General features: G+C 55.1%; 15 protein-coding genes and 1 tRNA gene. 12 read left to right on the forward strand and 4 right to left on the reverse strand.

Features of this window, described 5'->3' with window-relative positions; translation table 11 throughout:
- Window positions 1–248: 248 nt before the first annotated feature.
- A complete protein-coding gene (gene argG / locus B3X29_RS11665; protein ID WP_114316586.1) occupies window positions 249–1595 on the reverse strand; it encodes an argininosuccinate synthase in 1347 nt (448 codons plus the stop codon).
- 286 nt (window positions 1596–1881) lie between these two features.
- Here argG and B3X29_RS11670 point away from each other — a divergent pair.
- From B3X29_RS11670 to mtr, 12 genes are all read left to right on the forward strand, one after another.
- A tRNA-Met gene (locus B3X29_RS11670) sits at window positions 1882–1958 on the forward strand.
- Between the two features lie 207 nt (window positions 1959–2165).
- Window positions 2166–2618, forward strand: a complete 453-nt coding sequence (gene rimP, locus B3X29_RS11675; protein WP_139156304.1) for a ribosome maturation factor RimP — start codon at window positions 2166–2168, stop codon at window positions 2616–2618.
- Window positions 2619–2646: 28 nt separating this feature from the next.
- Complete coding sequence (gene nusA, locus B3X29_RS11680) at window positions 2647–4134, forward strand: transcription termination factor NusA (RefSeq protein WP_290540012.1); 1488 nt, start codon at window positions 2647–2649, stop codon at window positions 4132–4134.
- A gap of 24 nt (window positions 4135–4158) precedes the next feature.
- Entirely contained in the window at window positions 4159–6846 is a 2688-nt protein-coding gene (gene infB, locus B3X29_RS11685) for a translation initiation factor IF-2 (RefSeq protein ID WP_103177166.1), read from the forward strand.
- Between the two features lie 101 nt (window positions 6847–6947).
- On the forward strand, window positions 6948–7349 hold the full coding sequence (gene rbfA / locus B3X29_RS11690; RefSeq protein ID WP_103177165.1) for a 30S ribosome-binding factor RbfA: 402 nt from the start codon (window positions 6948–6950) through the stop codon (window positions 7347–7349).
- Window positions 7349–8293 (forward strand): tRNA pseudouridine(55) synthase TruB, encoded by a 945-nt coding sequence (gene truB / locus B3X29_RS11695; RefSeq protein WP_159339891.1) that lies wholly within the window; start codon window positions 7349–7351, stop codon window positions 8291–8293. The genes rbfA and truB overlap by 1 nt, the downstream gene beginning before the upstream one ends.
- 152 nt (window positions 8294–8445) lie before the next feature.
- The gene (rpsO, locus tag B3X29_RS11700; protein WP_032614416.1) at window positions 8446–8715 is read left to right on the forward strand and encodes a 30S ribosomal protein S15; all 270 of its coding nucleotides are present in this window, start codon (window positions 8446–8448) and stop codon (window positions 8713–8715) included.
- A 240-nt stretch (window positions 8716–8955) separates the two neighbouring features.
- Entirely contained in the window at window positions 8956–11091 is a 2136-nt protein-coding gene (gene pnp / locus B3X29_RS11705) for a polyribonucleotide nucleotidyltransferase (protein WP_103177163.1), read from the forward strand.
- Window positions 11092–11201: 110 nt separating this feature from the next.
- Window positions 11202–12086 (forward strand): lipoprotein NlpI, encoded by an 885-nt coding sequence (gene nlpI / locus B3X29_RS11710; RefSeq protein ID WP_103177162.1) that lies wholly within the window; start codon window positions 11202–11204, stop codon window positions 12084–12086.
- A 106-nt stretch (window positions 12087–12192) separates the two neighbouring features.
- Window positions 12193–12273, forward strand: coding sequence for a protein YrbN (gene yrbN / locus B3X29_RS22590; RefSeq protein ID WP_103177161.1), 81 nt, complete (start codon window positions 12193–12195; stop codon window positions 12271–12273).
- Entirely contained in the window at window positions 12266–14164 is a 1899-nt protein-coding gene (locus B3X29_RS11715; protein WP_103177160.1) for a DEAD/DEAH family ATP-dependent RNA helicase, read from the forward strand. The genes yrbN and B3X29_RS11715 overlap by 8 nt, the downstream gene beginning before the upstream one ends.
- Window positions 14165–14307: 143 nt before the next feature.
- Window positions 14308–15552, forward strand: a complete 1245-nt coding sequence (mtr, locus tag B3X29_RS11720; RefSeq protein WP_156655271.1) for a tryptophan permease — start codon at window positions 14308–14310, stop codon at window positions 15550–15552.
- An 82-nt stretch (window positions 15553–15634) separates the two neighbouring features.
- On the opposite strand, the gene B3X29_RS11725 is transcribed toward mtr, so the two are convergent.
- From B3X29_RS11725 to ubiU, 3 genes are all read right to left on the reverse strand, one after another.
- A complete protein-coding gene (locus B3X29_RS11725; protein ID WP_103824913.1) occupies window positions 15635–16642 on the reverse strand; it encodes a luciferase-like monooxygenase in 1008 nt (335 codons plus the stop codon).
- 78 nt (window positions 16643–16720) lie between these two features.
- Window positions 16721–17599: a U32 family peptidase gene (locus B3X29_RS11730; RefSeq protein ID WP_156655270.1), complete on the reverse strand. Its 879-nt coding sequence runs from the start codon at window positions 17597–17599 to the stop codon at window positions 16721–16723.
- A gap of 8 nt (window positions 17600–17607) precedes the next feature.
- Complete coding sequence (ubiU, locus tag B3X29_RS11735; protein WP_103177156.1) at window positions 17608–18603, reverse strand: ubiquinone anaerobic biosynthesis protein UbiU; 996 nt, start codon at window positions 18601–18603, stop codon at window positions 17608–17610.
- Between the last annotated feature and the right edge of the window lie 168 nt (window positions 18604–18771).

Here is an 18771-nt window from a genome sequence, read left to right on the forward strand (position 1 = left end):
GAGGTGGTGGAATTGGTAGACACGCTACCTTGAGGTGGTAGTGCCCTAACGGGCTTGTGGGTTCGAGTCCCATCCTCAGTACCAATATTCCGAAAGAAAGACGTCGAAAGACGTCTTTTTTTTCGTCTGTGCGTTGTCTTTTCGTAGGCCCGGCAAGCGTTGCACCGCCGCGCTTGCCCGCCCTACATGTCACGAAATTCGGCAATAAAAAAGGCGCCCTCAGGCGCCTTTTGCATCTTAATTCGCGATTACTGCTTATCGCTGTTTTCCAGATTCTCAACCTGCGGCAGGCCGTTACCGGTGGAGACGGAGAGCAGACCGTTCTCGGTATAGGTGAACAGCTTGGCGCGGGTATCGGTGATATCCAGATTACGCATCGTCAGCTGACCAATACGGTCGTCCGGCGAGAAGACAGAATCACCTTTTTCCATGGTCAGACGCTCTGGCTGGTAGGTCAGGTTGTCAGAGACCGTATTCAGAATCGAGTAGTCATTGCCGCGACGCAGTTCTAAGGTCACTTCACCGGTGATGGCGCTCGCCACCCAACGCTGCAGGGCATCACGCAGCATCAGCGCCTGCGGATCGAACCAGCGGCCCTGGTACAGCAGTTTACCTAACTGGCGACCGTGGGAGTGATACTGCTCGATGGTATCTTCGTTATGAATGCCGGTCAGCAGACGCTCGTAAGCGATGTGCAGCAGCGCCATCCCCGGGGCTTCATAGATGCCACGGCTCTTCGCTTCGATGATACGGTTTTCAATCTGATCGCTCATACCCAGACCGTGACGGCCACCAATGCGGTTAGCTTCCAGCATCAGTTCCACGTCGTCAGAGAAGGTCTGACCGTTCAGGGCAACCGGGTGGCCGCGTTCAAAACGCACGGTCACTTCTTCTGCCTGGATTTTGACGTTTTCGTCCCAGAACTTCACGCCCATGATCGGGTTGACGATCTTCACGCTGGAGTTCAGGTATTCCAGGTCTTTTGCTTCGTGGGTAGCACCCAGCATGTTGGAGTCGGTTGAATAGGCTTTCTCGACCGACATTTTGTAATCGAAACCGCAGGCGATCATAAATTCAGACATTTCATGACGGCCGCCCAACTCATCGATGAAATCGGTATCGAGCCACGGCTTGTAGATCTGCAGCTCGGCGTTAGTCAGCAGGCCGTAACGATAGAAGCGCTCGATATCGTTGCCTTTATAGGTACTGCCGTCGCCCCAGATGTTGACGCCATCTTCTTTCATGGCAGCAACCAGCATCGTACCGGTAACAGCACGGCCCAGCGGCGTGGTGTTGAAATAGGTCAGCCCGCCGGTAGTGTTGTGGAAAGCGCCGCACTGAATAGCAGCGATACCTTCGGCAACCAGCTGCTTACGGCAGTCAATCAGGCGTGCGTTCTCTGCACCGTACTCCATGGCGCGACGCGGGATGGCTTCGTAATCGTCCTCATCCGGCTGACCCAGGTTCGCAGTATATGCATACGGAACCGCTCCCTTCTGGCGCATCCACAGCAGTGCAGCGCTGGTGTCCAGACCGCCGGAAAAAGCGATGCCAATACGTTGTCCTTGCGGAAGATGCTTGAGAATCGTCGTCATAAAATAAAACCCTGCTTGATTGACTGATGAGTGATCGCTTCACTCTAAAATGCATGTTTATGCAGAATAAGTGAGTTTTCATTTAATCATCTTTTGGCAAGTACCGAAAGAGATTCATGTATTTTTTGTAAAAATTTCCCGCCTGAATCGCTGCTGTTCACAGGGTTGACAGCGGGGGTACGCTATCAATATACTGTATGCCGATTTTACGTCCCGTCCTCGGTACCAAATCCCAGCATTATTTGCATTTTTTACCCACAGCGAGTAGAATTTGCCACGTTTCAGGCGCGGGGTGGAGCAGCCTGGTAGCTCGTCGGGCTCATAACCCGAAGGTCGTCGGTTCAAATCCGGCCCCCGCAACCACTTTCCTATAAAGTCCTTTTTCAAATATACTGTGAAGACTTAGCGCCTTCGTAGCTGGATTTGAAAAAATTCTTTTTGAAAGTGCTCCAGGCCACAGTTGTGGCTATAGGGTTCAGTTATCTAAAGCCCCGATTTATCGGGGTTTTTTGTTATCTGACTACAGAATAACTGGGCTTTATGCCCTTTTTTTACGTCTTGGGGGTGGGCTTGTCCACATTAGAGCAAAAATTAACAGAGATGATTACAGCACCGGTCGAAGCACTGGGCTACGAACTGGTCGGCATCGAATTCGTTCGGGGTCGTACATCCACGCTGCGCATCTATATTGATAGTGAAGATGGCATCAATGTTGATGATTGTGCTGATGTCAGCCACCAGGTGAGTGCGGTTCTTGACGTTGAAGATCCCATTACTGTTGCCTACAACCTGGAAGTTTCCTCGCCTGGTCTCGACAGACCAATGTTCACGGCTGAACACTACACGCGCTTTACTGGTGAAGAAGTGGCTCTCGTTCTGCGCATGGCCGTACAGAACCGCCGTAAATGGCAAGGCGTTATTAAAGCCGTTGATGGTGAGATGATCACGGTTACAGTCGAAGGCAAAGATGAAGTGTTCGCGCTGAGTAATATCCAGAAGGCGAACCTGGTTCCCCACTTTTAACAGTCTGGATTGAGGTGAAAAGCCCGCGATGAACAAAGAAATTTTGGCTGTTGTTGAAGCCGTTTCCAACGAGAAAGCCCTGCCGCGTGAGAAAATTTTCGAAGCGCTGGAAAGTGCACTGGCTACGGCAACCAAGAAAAAATATGAACAAGAGATCGATGTCCGCGTTGAAATCGATCGCAAAAGCGGTGACTTCGATACTTTCCGTCGTTGGCTTATCGTTGAAGAAGTGACCCAACCCACGAAGGAAATCACCCTCGAAGCGGCGCGTTTCGAAGATGAAAGCCTGAACATTGATGATTACGTTGAAGATCAGATCGAATCTGTGACCTTCGACCGTATCACCACGCAGACCGCGAAACAGGTTATCGTACAGAAAGTACGTGAAGCTGAGCGTGCGATGGTTGTTGACCAGTTCCGCGAGCACGAAGGTGAGATCATCACCGGCGTGGTGAAAAAAGTTAACCGCGACAACATCTCCCTGGATCTGGGTAACAACGCGGAAGCGGTTATCCTGCGTGAAGATATGCTGCCACGCGAAAACTTCCGTCCGGGCGACCGTATTCGCGGCGTACTCTATTCCGTGCGTCCAGAAGCCCGCGGTGCTCAGCTGTTCGTGACCCGTTCTAAGCCTGAGATGCTGATCGAACTGTTCCGCATCGAAGTGCCGGAAATCGGCGAAGAAGTTATCGAGATTAAAGCAGCTGCCCGCGATCCGGGTTCCCGTGCGAAAATCGCGGTGAAAACCAACGACAAACGTATCGATCCGGTCGGTGCTTGCGTCGGTATGCGTGGCGCGCGCGTTCAGGCCGTTTCGACTGAACTCAGCGGCGAGCGTATTGATATCGTTCTGTGGGACGACAACCCGGCGCAGTTCGTGATTAACGCGATGGCTCCGGCGGATGTTGCCTCTATCGTCGTCGACGAAGATAAGCACACCATGGATATCGCCGTTGAAGCCGGTAACCTGGCACAGGCGATTGGCCGTAACGGTCAGAACGTCCGTCTGGCGTCGCAGCTGAGCGGCTGGGAACTCAACGTGATGACCGTTGACGACCTGCAGGCGAAGCACCAGGCTGAAGCCCATGCAGCGATTGATACCTTCACTAAGCATCTGGACATTGACGAAGAGTTCGCCACCGTTCTGGTTGAAGAAGGCTTCTCTACGCTGGAAGAACTGGCCTATGTGCCAATGAAAGAACTGCTGGAAATTGACGGTCTGGATGAAGCCACCGTTGAAGCCCTGCGTGAACGCGCTAAAAACGCACTGACCACCCTGGCACTGGCTCAGGAAGAAAGCCTTGGTGATAACAAGCCGGCTGATGACCTGCTGAATCTGGAAGGTCTTGATCGTGCGATCGCGTTCAAGCTGGCTGCCCGTGGTGTTTGTACGCTGGAAGATCTCGCTGAGCAAGGCGTTGATGACCTGGCCGATATCGAAGGTTTAACCGACGAGAAAGCCGGCGAACTCATCATGGCCGCACGTAATATCTGCTGGTTCGGCGATGAAGCGTAATAAACTGTAGCAGGAAGGAACAGCATGACTGATGTAACTGTAAAAACGCTGGCTGCTGAGATTCAGACCTCCGTGGATCGCCTGGTACAGCAATTTGCTGATGCAGGGATCCCGAAGTCCGCTGATGACTCGGTGACCGCGCAAGAAAAACAAACCTTGTTAACGCATCTGAACCGTGAACATGGTTCAACGCCTGACAAGTTAACGCTGCAGCGCAAAACGCGTAGCACGTTAAACATTCCAGGTACCGGTGGAAAAAGCAAATCGGTACAAATCGAAGTCCGCAAGACGCGCACCTTTGTAAAACGTGATCCGCAAGAGGCAGAGCGCCTCGCTGCGGAAGAGCAGGCACAGCGTGAAGCGGAAGAGCAAGCCCAGCGTGAGGCGGAAGAAAACGCCAAACGTGAGGCAGTATTAAAAGCTGAACGTGAGGCCGCAGAAAAAGCGAAACGTGACGCCGCTGAAAAAGCGAAGCGCGACGCTGCGGAAAAAGACAAAGTGAGCAATCAACAGACTGACGATATGACCAAAACCGCCCAGGCAGAAAAAGCCCGCCGTGAAAATGAAGCAGCTGAGCTGAAGCGTAAAGCGGAAGAAGAAGCCCGCCGCAAGCTCGAAGAAGAAGCCCGTCGCGTTGCTGAAGAAGCGCGCCGTATGGCAGAAGAGAACGAGAAAAACGGGGTGAATACCGCTGAACCGTCCGAAGACACCAGCGACTATCACGTCACTACCTCCCAGCACGCGCGTCAGGCAGAAGATGACAACGACCGTGAAGTTGAAGGTGGTCGTGGCCGCACGCGTAGTGCAAAAGCCGCGCGTCCAGCCAAAAAAGGCAACAAGCACGCCGAATCAAAAGCTGACCGTGAAGAAGCACGTGCTGCCGTTCGCGGTGGTAAAGGCGGCAAGCGTAAAGGTTCCGCTCTGCAGCAGGGCTTCCAGAAGCCAGCGCAGGCCGTTAACCGTGACGTTGTGATCGGCGAAACCATCACCGTTGGCGATCTGGCTAACAAGATGGCGGTTAAAGGCTCTCAGGTCATCAAAGCGATGATGAAGCTGGGCGCAATGGCGACCATCAACCAGGTTATCGACCAGGAAACTGCACAGCTGGTTGCCGAAGAGATGGGCCACAAAGTTATCCTGCGTCGTGAAAACGAGCTGGAAGAAGCGGTAATGAGCGACCGTGACACTGGCGCAGCAGCTGAGCCGCGTGCACCGGTTGTGACCATCATGGGTCACGTTGACCACGGTAAAACCTCTCTGCTGGACTACATTCGTTCTACGAAGGTTGCCTCCGGCGAAGCAGGCGGCATTACCCAGCACATCGGTGCATACCATGTAGAAACCGATAACGGGATGATCACCTTCCTGGATACCCCGGGGCACGCCGCGTTTACCTCCATGCGTGCACGTGGTGCTCAGGCAACGGATATCGTTGTTCTGGTTGTCGCAGCAGACGATGGCGTCATGCCACAGACAATCGAAGCTATCCAGCACGCGAAAGCGGCGCAGGTGCCTCTGGTTGTTGCAGTGAACAAAATCGATAAGCCAGAAGCGGACATGGATCGCGTTAAAAACGAACTGTCCCAGTACGGTGTTATGCCGGAAGAGTGGGGCGGTGAGTCTCAGTTCATCCCGGTTTCTGCAAAAGTGGGTACCGGTATCGATGACCTGCTGAACGCTATCCTGCTGCAGGCTGAAGTTCTGGAGCTGAAAGCGGTTCGCAATGGTATGGCGAGCGGTGCGGTAATCGAATCCTTCCTGGATAAAGGCCGTGGCCCGGTTGCGACCGTTCTGGTACGTGAAGGTACCCTGAACAAAGGCGACATCGTGCTGTGTGGCTTCGAATATGGCCGTGTTCGTGCAATGCGTGACGAACTGGGTCGCGAAGTGCTGGAAGCGGGTCCATCCATTCCTGTGGAAATCCTGGGTCTCTCCGGTGTTCCGGCTGCCGGTGATGAAGTGACCGTTGTTCGTGACGAGAAGAAAGCGCGTGAAGTTGCGCTGTACCGTCAGGGCAAATTCCGTGAAGTTAAACTGGCTCGTCAGCAGAAATCTAAACTCGAGAACATGTTCGCCAACATGACCGAAGGCGAAGTTCACGAAGTGAACGTGGTTCTGAAGGCTGACGTTCAGGGTTCTGTGGAAGCGATCTCCGACTCTTTACTCAAACTCTCTACCGACGAAGTGAAAGTGAAGATCATCGGTTCCGGCGTAGGTGGTATCACCGAAACCGACGCAACCCTGGCTGCAGCGTCCAACGCGATTCTGGTTGGCTTCAACGTGCGTGCTGATGCCTCTGCGCGTCGCGTGATCGAAGCGGAAAGCCTGGATCTGCGTTACTACTCCGTCATCTATAACCTGATCGACGAAGTGAAAGCGGCGATGAGCGGTATGCTGTCTCCGGAACTGAAACAGCAGATCATCGGTCTGGCTGAAGTGCGTGACGTGTTCAAATCACCGAAATTCGGTGCGATCGCGGGCTGTATGGTTACCGAGGGTAACATCAAACGTCACAACCCAATCCGCGTACTGCGTGACAACGTGGTTATCTACGAAGGTGAGCTGGAATCCCTGCGCCGCTTCAAAGATGACGTTAACGAAGTCCGTAACGGCATGGAATGTGGTATCGGCGTTAAGAACTACAACGACGTTCGCGTTGGCGATATGATCGAAGTGTTCGAGATCATCGAGATCCAACGCACTATCGCGTAATCTTCGCTAAGATTGCCGATTGTAGGCCGGGATCGCCTCGCGCCACCCGGCATTAAATTTCAAAAGGGGCTTTGGCCCCTTTTTTGTCTGGAGAATTTATTATGGCGAAAGAATTTGGTCGCCCGCAGCGCGTGGCTCAGGAGATGCAAAAAGAGATCGCAATCATCCTTCAGCGTGAAATCAAAGACCCGCGCCTGGGGATGATGACCACCGTGTCTGGCGTGGAAATGTCCCGCGACCTGGCGTATGCCAAAGTGTTTGTGACCTTCCTGAATGACCAGGATGAAGACGCGGTTAAGAACGGTATTAAAGCGCTGCAGGAAGCCTCTGGTTTCATCCGCTCTCTGCTTGGCAAAGCGATGCGCCTGCGTATCGTGCCAGAGCTGACCTTCTTCTACGACAACTCACTGGTCGAAGGGATGCGCATGTCCAACCTGGTCACCAGCGTGGTGAAGCAGGATGATGAGCGTCGTGTGAACCCGGACGATAAAAAGGAGGACTGATGAGTCGTCCTCGTCGTCGCGGTCGCGACGTGCACGGCGTGCTGCTGCTGGATAAACCGCAGGGTGCATCCAGCAACGACGTGCTGCAAAAAGTTAAGCGTATATATAACGCCAACCGCGCGGGGCACACCGGGGCGCTGGATCCGCTGGCGACCGGTATGCTGCCGATTTGTCTGGGTGAAGCGACCAAGTTTTCCCAGTATCTGCTGGATTCGGACAAACGCTACCGCGTGATTGCAAAGCTTGGCCAGCGCACGGACACCTCCGATGCCGATGGTCAGGTTGTCGAAGAGCGTCCGGTGACGTTCAGCAGCGAACAGCTTGATGCCGCGCTCGAGAGCTTCCGTGGCGACACCCAACAGGTGCCGTCCATGTACTCGGCGCTGAAGTATCAGGGCAAAAAGCTCTATGAGTATGCGCGTCAGGGGATTGAGGTGCCACGCGAGGCCCGTCCGATTACGGTCTATGAGCTGCTATTCATTCGTCACGAAGGCGATGAGCTGGAGCTGGAAGTGCATTGCTCAAAAGGCACCTATATCCGCACCATCATCGACGATCTGGGTGAGAAGCTGGGCTGTGGCGCGCACGTTATTTATCTGCGTCGTCTGGCAGTCAGCAAGTACCCGGCTGAACGTATGGTGACGCTGGAGCAGCTGCAGGCGCTGGTGGACCAGGCGCATGAGCAGGGCACAGAGGCTGCGGACCTGCTTGACCCATTACTGATGCCAATGGACAGTCCTGCTTCGGACTATCCGGTTGTCAATCTGCCGCTGACCTCCTCCGTTTACTTTAAAAACGGCAACCCGGTGCGCACGACGAATGTCCCGGCGCAAGGGCTGGTGCGCGTTACGGAAGGGGATGACAACACCTTTATCGGGATGGGTGAAATCGACGACGAAGGTCGTGTTGCCCCACGCCGTCTGGTGGTTGAATATCCGGCATAAGCTGACGCCTTGCCTTGCGATAAGCAGGGGAGGCGGGTAGAATATTGCGGCTTAACGTCTGGTAAATTGTTTAACAATTGGCAAACGTTATACATGGGAAAGCTGAATTAGAGATCGGCTTCCTTTCATTCTTTAAATTTTGGAGTTTTAAAATGTCTCTAAGCGTTGAAGCTAAAGCTAAAATCGTTTCTGAGTTTGGTCGTGATGCTAACGACAGCGGTTCTACCGAAGTTCAGGTTGCACTGCTGACTGCACAGATTAACCACCTGCAGGGTCACTTTGCAGAGCACAAAAAAGATCACCACAGCCGTCGTGGTCTGCTGCGCATGGTTTCTCAGCGTCGTAAACTGCTCGACTACCTGAAACGTAAAGATGTTGCACGCTACACCGCGCTGATCGAGCGTCTGGGCCTGCGTCGCTAAGTCTTGCGAGTTTCAGAAAAGGGGGCCTTATGGCCCCTTTTTTCAACCAGACCGCAGCAATTCACTGGAAACTAATGTATTGTTGCTATAAATGATCTTCATTGCAGAGGTTCGCGCGGCTAATGAGAGGCTTCACCCATGGGGGTGTCGGTTGTCATTAGTCGCGAGGATGCGAAGAAGGTCCGGTAAAAGTCAGCACGCCTTTGGTGTGCTGTCATTCATTTAAGAAAGGACAGAATCTTGCTGAATCCGATCGTTCGTAAATTCCAGTACGGTCAACATACCGTTACGCTGGAAACCGGCATGATGGCACGTCAGGCTACTGCTGCTGTTATGGTAAGCATGGATGACACCGCGGTATTCGTGACCGTTGTTGGCCAGAAAAAAGCTAAACCAGGTCAGGACTTCTTCCCACTGACCGTAAACTACCAGGAGCGTACTTACGCTGCCGGTAAAATCCCGGGTGGTTTCTTCCGTCGTGAAGGCCGTCCAAGCGAAGGCGAAACCCTGATCGCGCGTCTGATTGACCGCCCGGTTCGTCCGCTCTTCCCGGAAGGCTTCGTTAACGAAGTTCAGGTTATCGCGACCGTTGTTTCCGTTAACCCACAGGTTAACCCGGACATCGTTGCGATGATCGGCGCATCCGCAGCCCTCTCCCTGTCTGGTATTCCATTCAACGGTCCTATCGGTGCTGCGCGCGTGGGTTACATCAATGACCAGTACGTTCTGAACCCAACTCAGGACGAGCTGAAGTCAAGCAAGCTGGACCTGGTTGTTGCCGGTACAGAAGCGGCGGTACTGATGGTTGAATCCGAAGCAGAACTGCTGAGCGAAGACCAGATGCTGGGCGCGGTGGTCTTTGGCCACGACCAACAGCAGATCGTTATCCAGAACATTAACGACCTGGTGAAAGAAGCTGGTAAACCACGTTGGGACTGGCAGCCAGAAGCGGCAAACGACGCGCTGAATGCGCGCGTTGCAGCCCTGGCCGAAGCGCGTCTGAGCGATGCTTACCGCATCACCGACAAGCAAGAGCGTTATACCCAGGTTGACGCGATCAAATCTGAAACCATCGCTACGCTGGTGGCAGAAGATGAGTCCCTGGACGCTAACGAGCTCGGCGAAATCCTGCACGCTATCGAGAAAAACGTTGTTCGTAGCCGCGTTCTGGCAGGCGAGCCGCGTATCGATGGCCGTGAAAAAGATATGATCCGTGGTCTGGATGTGCGTACTGGCGTGCTGCCACGTACTCACGGTTCCGCGCTGTTCACCCGTGGTGAAACGCAGGCGCTGGTTACCGCGACCCTGGGTACTGCCCGTGACGCACAGAACATCGACGAACTGATGGGCGAGCGCACTGACAGCTTCCTGTTCCACTACAACTTCCCTCCGTACTCCGTAGGTGAAACCGGTATGGTTGGCTCGCCGAAGCGTCGTGAAATTGGTCACGGTCGTCTTGCGAAGCGCGGCGTGCTGGCTGTGATGCCAGATGCTGATAAATTCCCGTACACCGTTCGTGTGGTTTCTGAAATCACCGAATCTAACGGTTCCTCTTCTATGGCTTCCGTGTGCGGTGCTTCTCTGGCACTGATGGATGCGGGCGTACCGGTGAAAGCGGCCGTTGCGGGTATCGCAATGGGTCTGGTGAAAGAAGGCGACAACTTCGTTGTTCTGTCTGACATCCTGGGCGACGAAGATCACCTGGGTGACATGGACTTCAAAGTCGCGGGTTCCCGCGAAGGTATCTCTGCTCTGCAGATGGATATCAAAATTGAAGGCATCACCAAAGAGATCATGCAGGTTGCGCTGAACCAGGCTAAAGGTGCACGTCTGCACATCCTGGGCGTGATGGAACAGGCGATCAACGCGCCGCGTGGCGATATTTCTCAGTTCGCTCCACGTATCCACACCATTAAGATCAGCCCGGACAAGATCAAAGACGTTATCGGTAAAGGCGGTTCTGTTATCCGTGCTCTGACCGAAGAGACTGGCACCACCATCGAAATCGAAGATGACGGTACTGTGAAGATCGCAGCGACCGACGGCGAGAAAGCGAAATACGCTATCCGTCGTATCGAAGAGATCACTGCCGAGATCGAAGTGGGCCGTGTCTACAATGGTAAAGTGACCCGTATCGTTGACTTTGGCGCATTCGTTGCCATCGGTGGCGGTAAAGAAGGTCTGGTTCACATCTCTCAGATCGCTGACAAGCGCGTTGAGAAAGTGACCGATTACCTGCAGATGGGTCAGGAAGTGCCGGTTAAAGTTCTCGAAGTTGACCGTCAGGGCCGTATTCGTCTGAGCATCAAAGAAGCGACCGAGCAGTCTCAGCCTGCCGCTGCGCCGGAAGCTCCGGCTGGCGAACAGGGCGAGTAAGGTTGCCGTTTGCCCCCCGTGCAAGCGGGGGGCTTGTTATCAGGCAGGACGCCTTGTTAAGCCGCCGGGGGACAGGACGTTCATCCAATAGTTGTCTTCGGGAGTGGGAAATGAAGCCTTTTCTGCGCTGGTGTTTCGTTGCGACAGCTTTGACGCTGGCAGGATGCAGCAACTCTGCCTGGCGTAAAAGTGAAGTCCTCGCAGTGCCACTGCAACCGACTTTGCAGCAGGAAGTGATTCTGGCACGCATGGAACAAATTCTTGCCAGTCGGGCTTTAACCGATGACGAACGCGCACAGCTTTTATATGAGCGCGGAGTGTTGTATGATAGTCTCGGTCTGAGGGCACTGGCGCGAAATGATTTTTCACAAGCGTTGGCGATCCGACCGGATATGCCTGAAGTATTCAATTACTTAGGCATTTATTTAACGCAGGCAGGCAATTTTGATGCTGCCTATGAAGCGTTTGATTCTGTACTTGAGCTTGATCCAACTTACAACTACGCGCACTTGAATCGCGGTATCGCATTGTATTACGGCGGTCGTGACAAGTTAGCGCAAGATGATCTGCTGGCGTTTTATCAAGACGATCCTAACGATCCTTTCCGTAGCCTGTGGCTTTTCATTGTTGAGCAGAAGCTCGACGAAAAGCAGGCTAAAGACGCGTTAAAGCAACGCTTCGACAAATCGGACAAGGAGCAGTGGGGATGGAATATTGTCGAGTTCTACCTGGGCGACATTAGCGAAGCAACGCTAATGGAACGCTTGAAGGCGGACGCAACGGATAACACCTCGCTCGCTGAGCATCTCAGTGAAACCAACTTCTATTTAGGTAAGTACTACCTAAGTCTGGGGGATACGGACAGCGCTACGGCACTGTTCAAGTTAGCGGTTGCTAACAACGTACACAACTACGTTGAGCACCGTTATGCATTGTTGGAATTATCGCTCTTGGGCCAGGAGCATGACGACCTGGCAGAATCGGACCAGCAATAGCTGACGACATAAACATCAGCCCGTAATCTTTTGATTGCCATCACCTTTACTGGTGAGGGCGTTGTTGTTCGTCAATACACCTACTTTGAGCCGGTTCACACTTTCAATGAAAATTACTGAAAATTTTCACGATAAGTTATGTAGACTGGCCGCCATTGACATTGAGGCACTCGTACTACATGGCTGAATTCGAAACCACTTTTGCAGATCTGGGCCTGAAGGCTCCTATCCTTGAAGCCCTTAACGATCTGGGTTACGAAAAACCATCTCCGATCCAGGCAGAATGTATCCCACATCTGCTCTCTGGTCGTGACGTGCTGGGCATGGCCCAGACTGGTAGCGGTAAAACCGCAGCGTTCTCGCTGCCGCTGCTGAATAACATTGACCCGGACCTGCGTGCACCGCAGATCCTCGTACTGGCTCCGACCCGTGAACTGGCTGTTCAGGTGGCGGAAGCTATGACTGAATTCTCTAAACACATGCGCGGCGTAAACGTGGTTGCCCTTTACGGCGGCCAGCGTTATGACGTGCAGTTACGCGCCCTGCGTCAGGGTCCACAGATCGTCGTCGGTACGCCGGGTCGTCTGCTGGATCACCTGAAACGCGGTACGCTGGATCTCTCTAAACTGAGCGGTCTGGTACTGGATGAAGCTGACGAAATGCTCCGCATGGGCTTCATCGAAGACGTAGAAACCATCATGGCGCAGATCCCGGAAGGTCATCAGACCGCCCTGTTCTCTGCCACCATGCCGGAAGCGATCCGTCGCATTACCCGCCGCTTCATGAAAGAGCCGCAGGAAGTGCGCATCCAGTCCAGCGTGACCACTCGCCCGGACATCAGCCAGAGCTACTGGTCTGTGTACGGTATGCGTAAAAACGAAGCGCTGGTGCGTTTCCTGGAAGCAGAAGATTTTGATGCGGCGATCATCTTCGTTCGTACCAAAAATGCGACCCTGGAAGTGGCAGAAGCCCTGGAGCGTAGCGGCTACAACAGCGCAGCGCTGAATGGCGACATGAACCAGGCGCTGCGTGAGCAGACGCTGGAGCGTCTGAAAGACGGTCGTCTGGATATCCTGATTGCAACCGACGTGGCAGCACGTGGTCTGGACGTTGAACGTATCAGCCTGGTTGTTAACTACGACATCCCGATGGACTCCGAGTCTTACGTTCACCGTATCGGCCGTACCGGTCGTGCAGGTCGTGCGGGCCGTGCGCTGCTGTTCGTTGAGAACCGCGAGCGTCGTCTGCTGCGTAACATCGAACGCACCATGAAGCTGACCATTCCAGAAGCAGACCTGCCAAACGCAGAGCTGCTGGGCAAACGCCGTCTGGAAAAATTCGCCGCGAAAGTCCAGCAGCAGCTGGAGAGCAGCGATCTGGATCAGTACCGTGCGCTGCTGACGCAGATCCAGCCGACCGCCGAAGGCGAAGAGCTGGATATCGAAACGCTGGCCGCTGCACTGCTGAAGATGGCGCAGGGCGAACGTTCTCTGATCGTGCCGCCAGATGCACCGATGCGTCCTAAGCGTGAGTTCCGTGACCGTGACGATCGTTTCGAACGTCGTGGCGACCGCAACGATCGTGGCCCGCGTGGCGACCGTCCAGAGCGTGGTGGTGAAGACCGTCCACGTCGCGAACGTCGTGATGCTGGCGAAATGGAACTGTACCGCATTGAAGTGGGTCGTGATGATGGTGTTGAAGTTCGTCATATCGTTGGCGCGATCGCTAACGAAGGCGACATCAGCAGCCGTTACATCGGTAACATCAAGCTGTTCGGTACCCACTCCACCATCGAACTGCCAAAAGGTATGCCGGGCGAGGTTCTGCAGCACTTTACCCGTACCCGCATCCTGAACAAGCCGATGAACATGCAGCTGCTGGGCGATGCTCAGCCGCGTCCGGACCGTGGCGGCGAACGTCGTGGCGGTGGCCGCAGCTTCGGTGGCGAGCGTCGTGAAGGCGGTCGTGGTCCTCGTCGTGAAGGGGCTGCACCAGGTGCAGGCCGTTTCAGCGGTGAGCGTCGTGAAAGCCGTGGCCCACGTCGCGAAGATGGCCCGGTTCGTCGTCGTGACGCGTAAGCTTCACGCCCTGTAGCGTAAAGTAAAATATACAGCCCCGATATTTTTATCGGGGCTTTTTTTATTCCTTTTGTACTATTGTACTGGTACAGTGCAGCACATTAAGATGCAGGTCCCAAATTATTGACTGGAGAAAAGGCTGTATGGCGACACTAACCACCACCCAAACGTCACCTTCACTGCTCGGCGGTGTGGTGATCATCGGCGGCACCATCATAGGTGCGGGGATGTTCTCCCTGCCGGTGGTCATGTCCGGGGCGTGGTTCTTCTGGTCGCTGGCGGCGCTGGTCTTTACCTGGTTCTGTATGCTGCACTCGGGGCTGATGATCCTCGAAGCTAATCTCAACTACCGCATTGGGTCGAGCTTTGACACCATCACCCGCGACCTGCTGGGCAAGCGCTGGAATATCGTCAACGGTATCTCCATTGCCTTTGTGCTCTATATCCTGACCTACGCCTATATCTCGGCGAGCGGTTCGATTCTGCATCACACCTTCGCAGAGATGTCGCTGAACGTACCGGCGCGGCTGGCGGGGCTCTGCTTCGCCCTGGGTGTGGCGTTTATCGTCTGGATGAGTACCAAAGCGGTGAGCCGGATGACGGCCATTGTGCTGGGCGCCAAAGTCATCACCTTTTTCCTGACCTTCGGCAGCCTGCTGGGGCATGTTACGCCCGCCACGCTGTTTAACGTGGCGCAGAGCAACACGTCGTATTCACCCTATCTGCTGATGACCCTGCCGTTCTGTCTGGCGTCGTTTGGCTATCACGGTAATGTGCCGAGCCTGATGAAATATTACGGCAAAGATCCGCGCACCATCACCCGCTGCCTGGTCTACGGCACGCTGCTGGCGCTGGGGCTGTATGTCATCTGGCTGCTGGGGACGATGGGTAACATTCCGCGTCCGGAGTTCATCGGCATTGCGCAGAAGGGCGGGAATATTGATGTGCTGGTGCAGGCGCTGAGTGGCGTGCTCAACAGCCGCAGTCTGGACCTGCTGCTGGTGATCTTCTCCAACTTCGCCGTGGCGAGTTCGTTCCTTGGCGTGACCCTGGGGCTGTTTGACTATCTGGCCGATCTCTGTGGCTTTGATGACTCTGCGCTGGGGCGTCTGAAAACCGCGCTGCTGACCTTCCTGCCGCCGGTCATTGGTGGCCTGCTGTGGCCGAATGGTTTCCTGTATGCCATTGGCTATGCGGGGCTGGCGGCAACGATCTGGGCGGCGATTGTTCCGGCGCTGCTGGCGCGTAAATCACGCAAGCGCTTCGGTAGCCCAAAATTCCGCGTCTGGGGCGGCAAGCCAATGATTGCGCTGATCCTGATCTTCGGTATCGGCAACGCAGTGGTCCACGTGCTGTCGAGCTTTAATCTGCTGCCTGTATATCAGTGAACATAATGCCCGGTGGCGCTTCGCTTACCGGGCCTACAGGGATGGAGTAGGCCGGGCAAGCGCAGCGCCGCCCGGCAAAAAACTACCCCACCAGCTCCTCTTTCACCTGCATCGCCAGATCGAACGAATGCAGACGCGCCTGGTGATCGAAGATCTGCCCGTTGACCATGATCTCATCAGCCTGCGTCTCACGCAGCACCGCTTCCAGCCCGTGACGCACCTTCGCTTTATCCCCTACCAGCGACATGCTTAACGCCTGCTGCACGCCATACTGTTCTGAGGCCGACCACAGCTGGTGCATATTCTCCACCGGCGGTGGCAGTTGCCCCGTCTCGCCGCGGCGCAGCTTCATAAAGGCCTGCTGCATGGAGGTAAACAGGAATTCCGCATCGCGGTTGCTGTCAGCGGCAATGATGTTGATGCACACCATCGCATACGGTTTTTCCAGCCGCGCCGAAGGCTTAAAGTTAGTGCGATAGAGATGCAGTGCCTGGTGCAGCATATCCGGCGCAAAGTGCGAGGCAAACGCAAACGGCAGGCCCAGCTGCGCGGCCAGCTGCGCGCTGTAGAGGCTGGAGCCTAACAGCCACACCGGGATCTGCTCGCCGTAGCCCGGCACCGGACGCACCTGCGGATTTGGGTCACGGGCATCAAACCACTCCACCAGTTCAAGCACGTCGCGGGGGAAGTTATCGATGTCACCGCTCATATGGCGACGCAGGGCGCGCATGGTAGGCTGATCGCTGCCCGGTGCGCGGCCCAGTCCCAGGTCGATACGGCCCGGATAGAGGGTATTGAGGGTGCCAAACTGCTCGGCAATAACCAGCGGCGAATGGTTAGGCAGCATCACGCCGCCCGAGCCTAAATGGAGCGTCGTGGTATTCGCCGCCAGATAGCCGAGCAGCACTGAGGTGGCGGCGCTGGCGATCCCGACCATATTGTGGTGTTCCGCCAGCCAGTAGCGATGATAGCCGCGCTGTTCAGCCAGGCGGGCGAGATCCAGTGAGTGGGTAAAGGCTTCCCTTGCCGAGGAGCCTTCAGGGATCGGCGCCAGGTCCAGCACCGAAAACGGAATGGATTTATCAGTCATAGCAGCTCACTTTGTCGACGGTGAATCTTTAATAGTGCATTAAAATTTTACAGTCGTTGTTAACAAAGTGAGCCTTTTTTAGTCCTGCAGCTCCAGCCCGGCGAGACGTCGCCAGTAGCCGTTGCACTCGCTGTTCGCCGTCAGCGGCAGTGGGGCAGCGCCATTTTCATTGGCGCGGAAGGCGTCGATCATGGCGAAGGTATCGGTGCCCAGCGGCGACAGACGCACCATATCCACCAGCCCTTTCATTGAGGCCAGTTCGTTGCCGAGGTTGTAAACGTAGCCGCTCATGGTCTGAATGCCGTTGAGGACAAACACCTGCTGTTTCTCCTGCGACAGCATACTGCGTCCGTTGGGGTATTTGATGCAGCAGGTTTCGCACTCATCTTTCGGCAGGTTCTCTGAACGCGCGGTAAAGCAGCGGGCGGAGTAAGCCAGCGGCAGATGCCCGTAGCTGAGCACTTCCACTTCAAACTGATTGCGGATCCCCAGCTCGTCGCACTGCGCCAGGATGTTCACCAGCCAGTCTCGGGAGAGTTCCACCGGCATACACCAGCGCGTCATCCCCTGTCTGAGCAGCAGGCGCAGCGCCACGGCGTTGTAGCAGTTCAGCGCATGCCCGGCGACAAACGGCAGCTTGCGCTCGGCGCACAGGTTCACTACGCCGAGATCGCTGGCCTCCAGCAGAAATTCACCGTTCTCCACGTAGCGCTTGAGCTCATTCAGTTCTGACGAGGCCTGAACCAGCGCCAGCGTAGAGAGCACGACCTGCTTGCCACTGTCGGCCAGGGTTTTCGCCATCTCCAGCCAGTCACCCACCTTTGTAGCGCGACGCTTACTACAGACCGCCTCGCCGAGGTAGATCACATCCGCCTGGCTGGTTGCCGCCTGCTGATAAAAGTCTTCCAGCGTCTCTTTCGACCAGTAATAGAGCACCGGTCCTAATGAATATTTCATGCTTTATCTCACTGCCATTTACGGTGATACGCACCCAGCGTGGTCTGCGTGCCTTCGGACATCGAGCCGAGCGTCTCCATCCACGCCGGTTCTGGCGTATAGCTCTGCGGATTTGCCATGCAGCGATCGATCGCCTGGCGCCACACTTTTGCCACCTGGCTGACATAGGCCGGGCTGCGCTGGCGTCCTTCGATTTTCACCGAGGCGATATTGGCGGCCAGCAGTTCCGGCAGCAGTTCAAGGGTGTTCAGGCTGGTGGGCTCCTCCAGCGCATGGTAGCGCTCGCCATCCACCAGATAGCGACCTTTGCACAGCGTCGGATAGCCGGCGTTTTCATCATCCTGATAGCGGTCAATCAGCACCTCGTTCAGACGCGACTCCAGCCCCTGCGGGGTTTGCTGCCAGCGCACGTAGCGGGCAGGGGAGCAGGCGCCCACGGTGTTGGGCGATTCCCCGGTGAGATAAGAAGAGAGGTAGCAACGCCCTTCAGCCATGATGCACAGGCTGCCAAAGGCAAAAACTTCCAGCGGAACTGGCGTGACCCGCGCCAGTTGCTTAACCTGATGAATAGAGAGCACGCGCGGCAGCACCACGCGCGACACCTCAAAATGTCGATGATAAAAGCGTATGGCCTCTTCGTTGGTAGCAGACGCCTGTACGGAGACATGGCGCTCAATGTGGGGATAGCGTTCTGCGGCATACTCCAGCATGGCGAGATCGGCCAGAATCAGGGCGTCGGCACCCAGCTGTGCCGCCATATCCACCGCGCGCTGCCAGCGTTGATAGCCGTCGGGGTGGGCAAAGGTATTGATAGCGATATGCAGTTTACGGCGATGAAGATGTACGAAGCTCACCGCTTCCTGCAGTTTTTTCTCGGTAAAATTGAGACCAGCGAAGTGACGGGCATTGGTATCGTCCTTCAGCCCGATATAAACCGCATCGGCGCCGTTTTCGATGGCCGCCTTTAGCGCCGGTAAGTTCCCGGCAGGGCAGAGCAGCTCCATAATTTATCCTGACGTTCGCAGCCCCAGAGGGATGCAAAATTGTTATCGAACAGGGATTTTAATTAACCATCCGGCGACAATTTTTGATTTAAGGCAGCTAATGGCGTATTGATGACACCAATAATGGGTTACGCCGGATGTCAGTTTGTTGATTTACCCCGCTATACC

Origin of the sequence: Leclercia sp. UBA5076, from assembly GCF_002416465.1 — a bacterium.
Taxonomy (GTDB): domain Bacteria; phylum Pseudomonadota; class Gammaproteobacteria; order Enterobacterales; family Enterobacteriaceae; genus Enterobacter.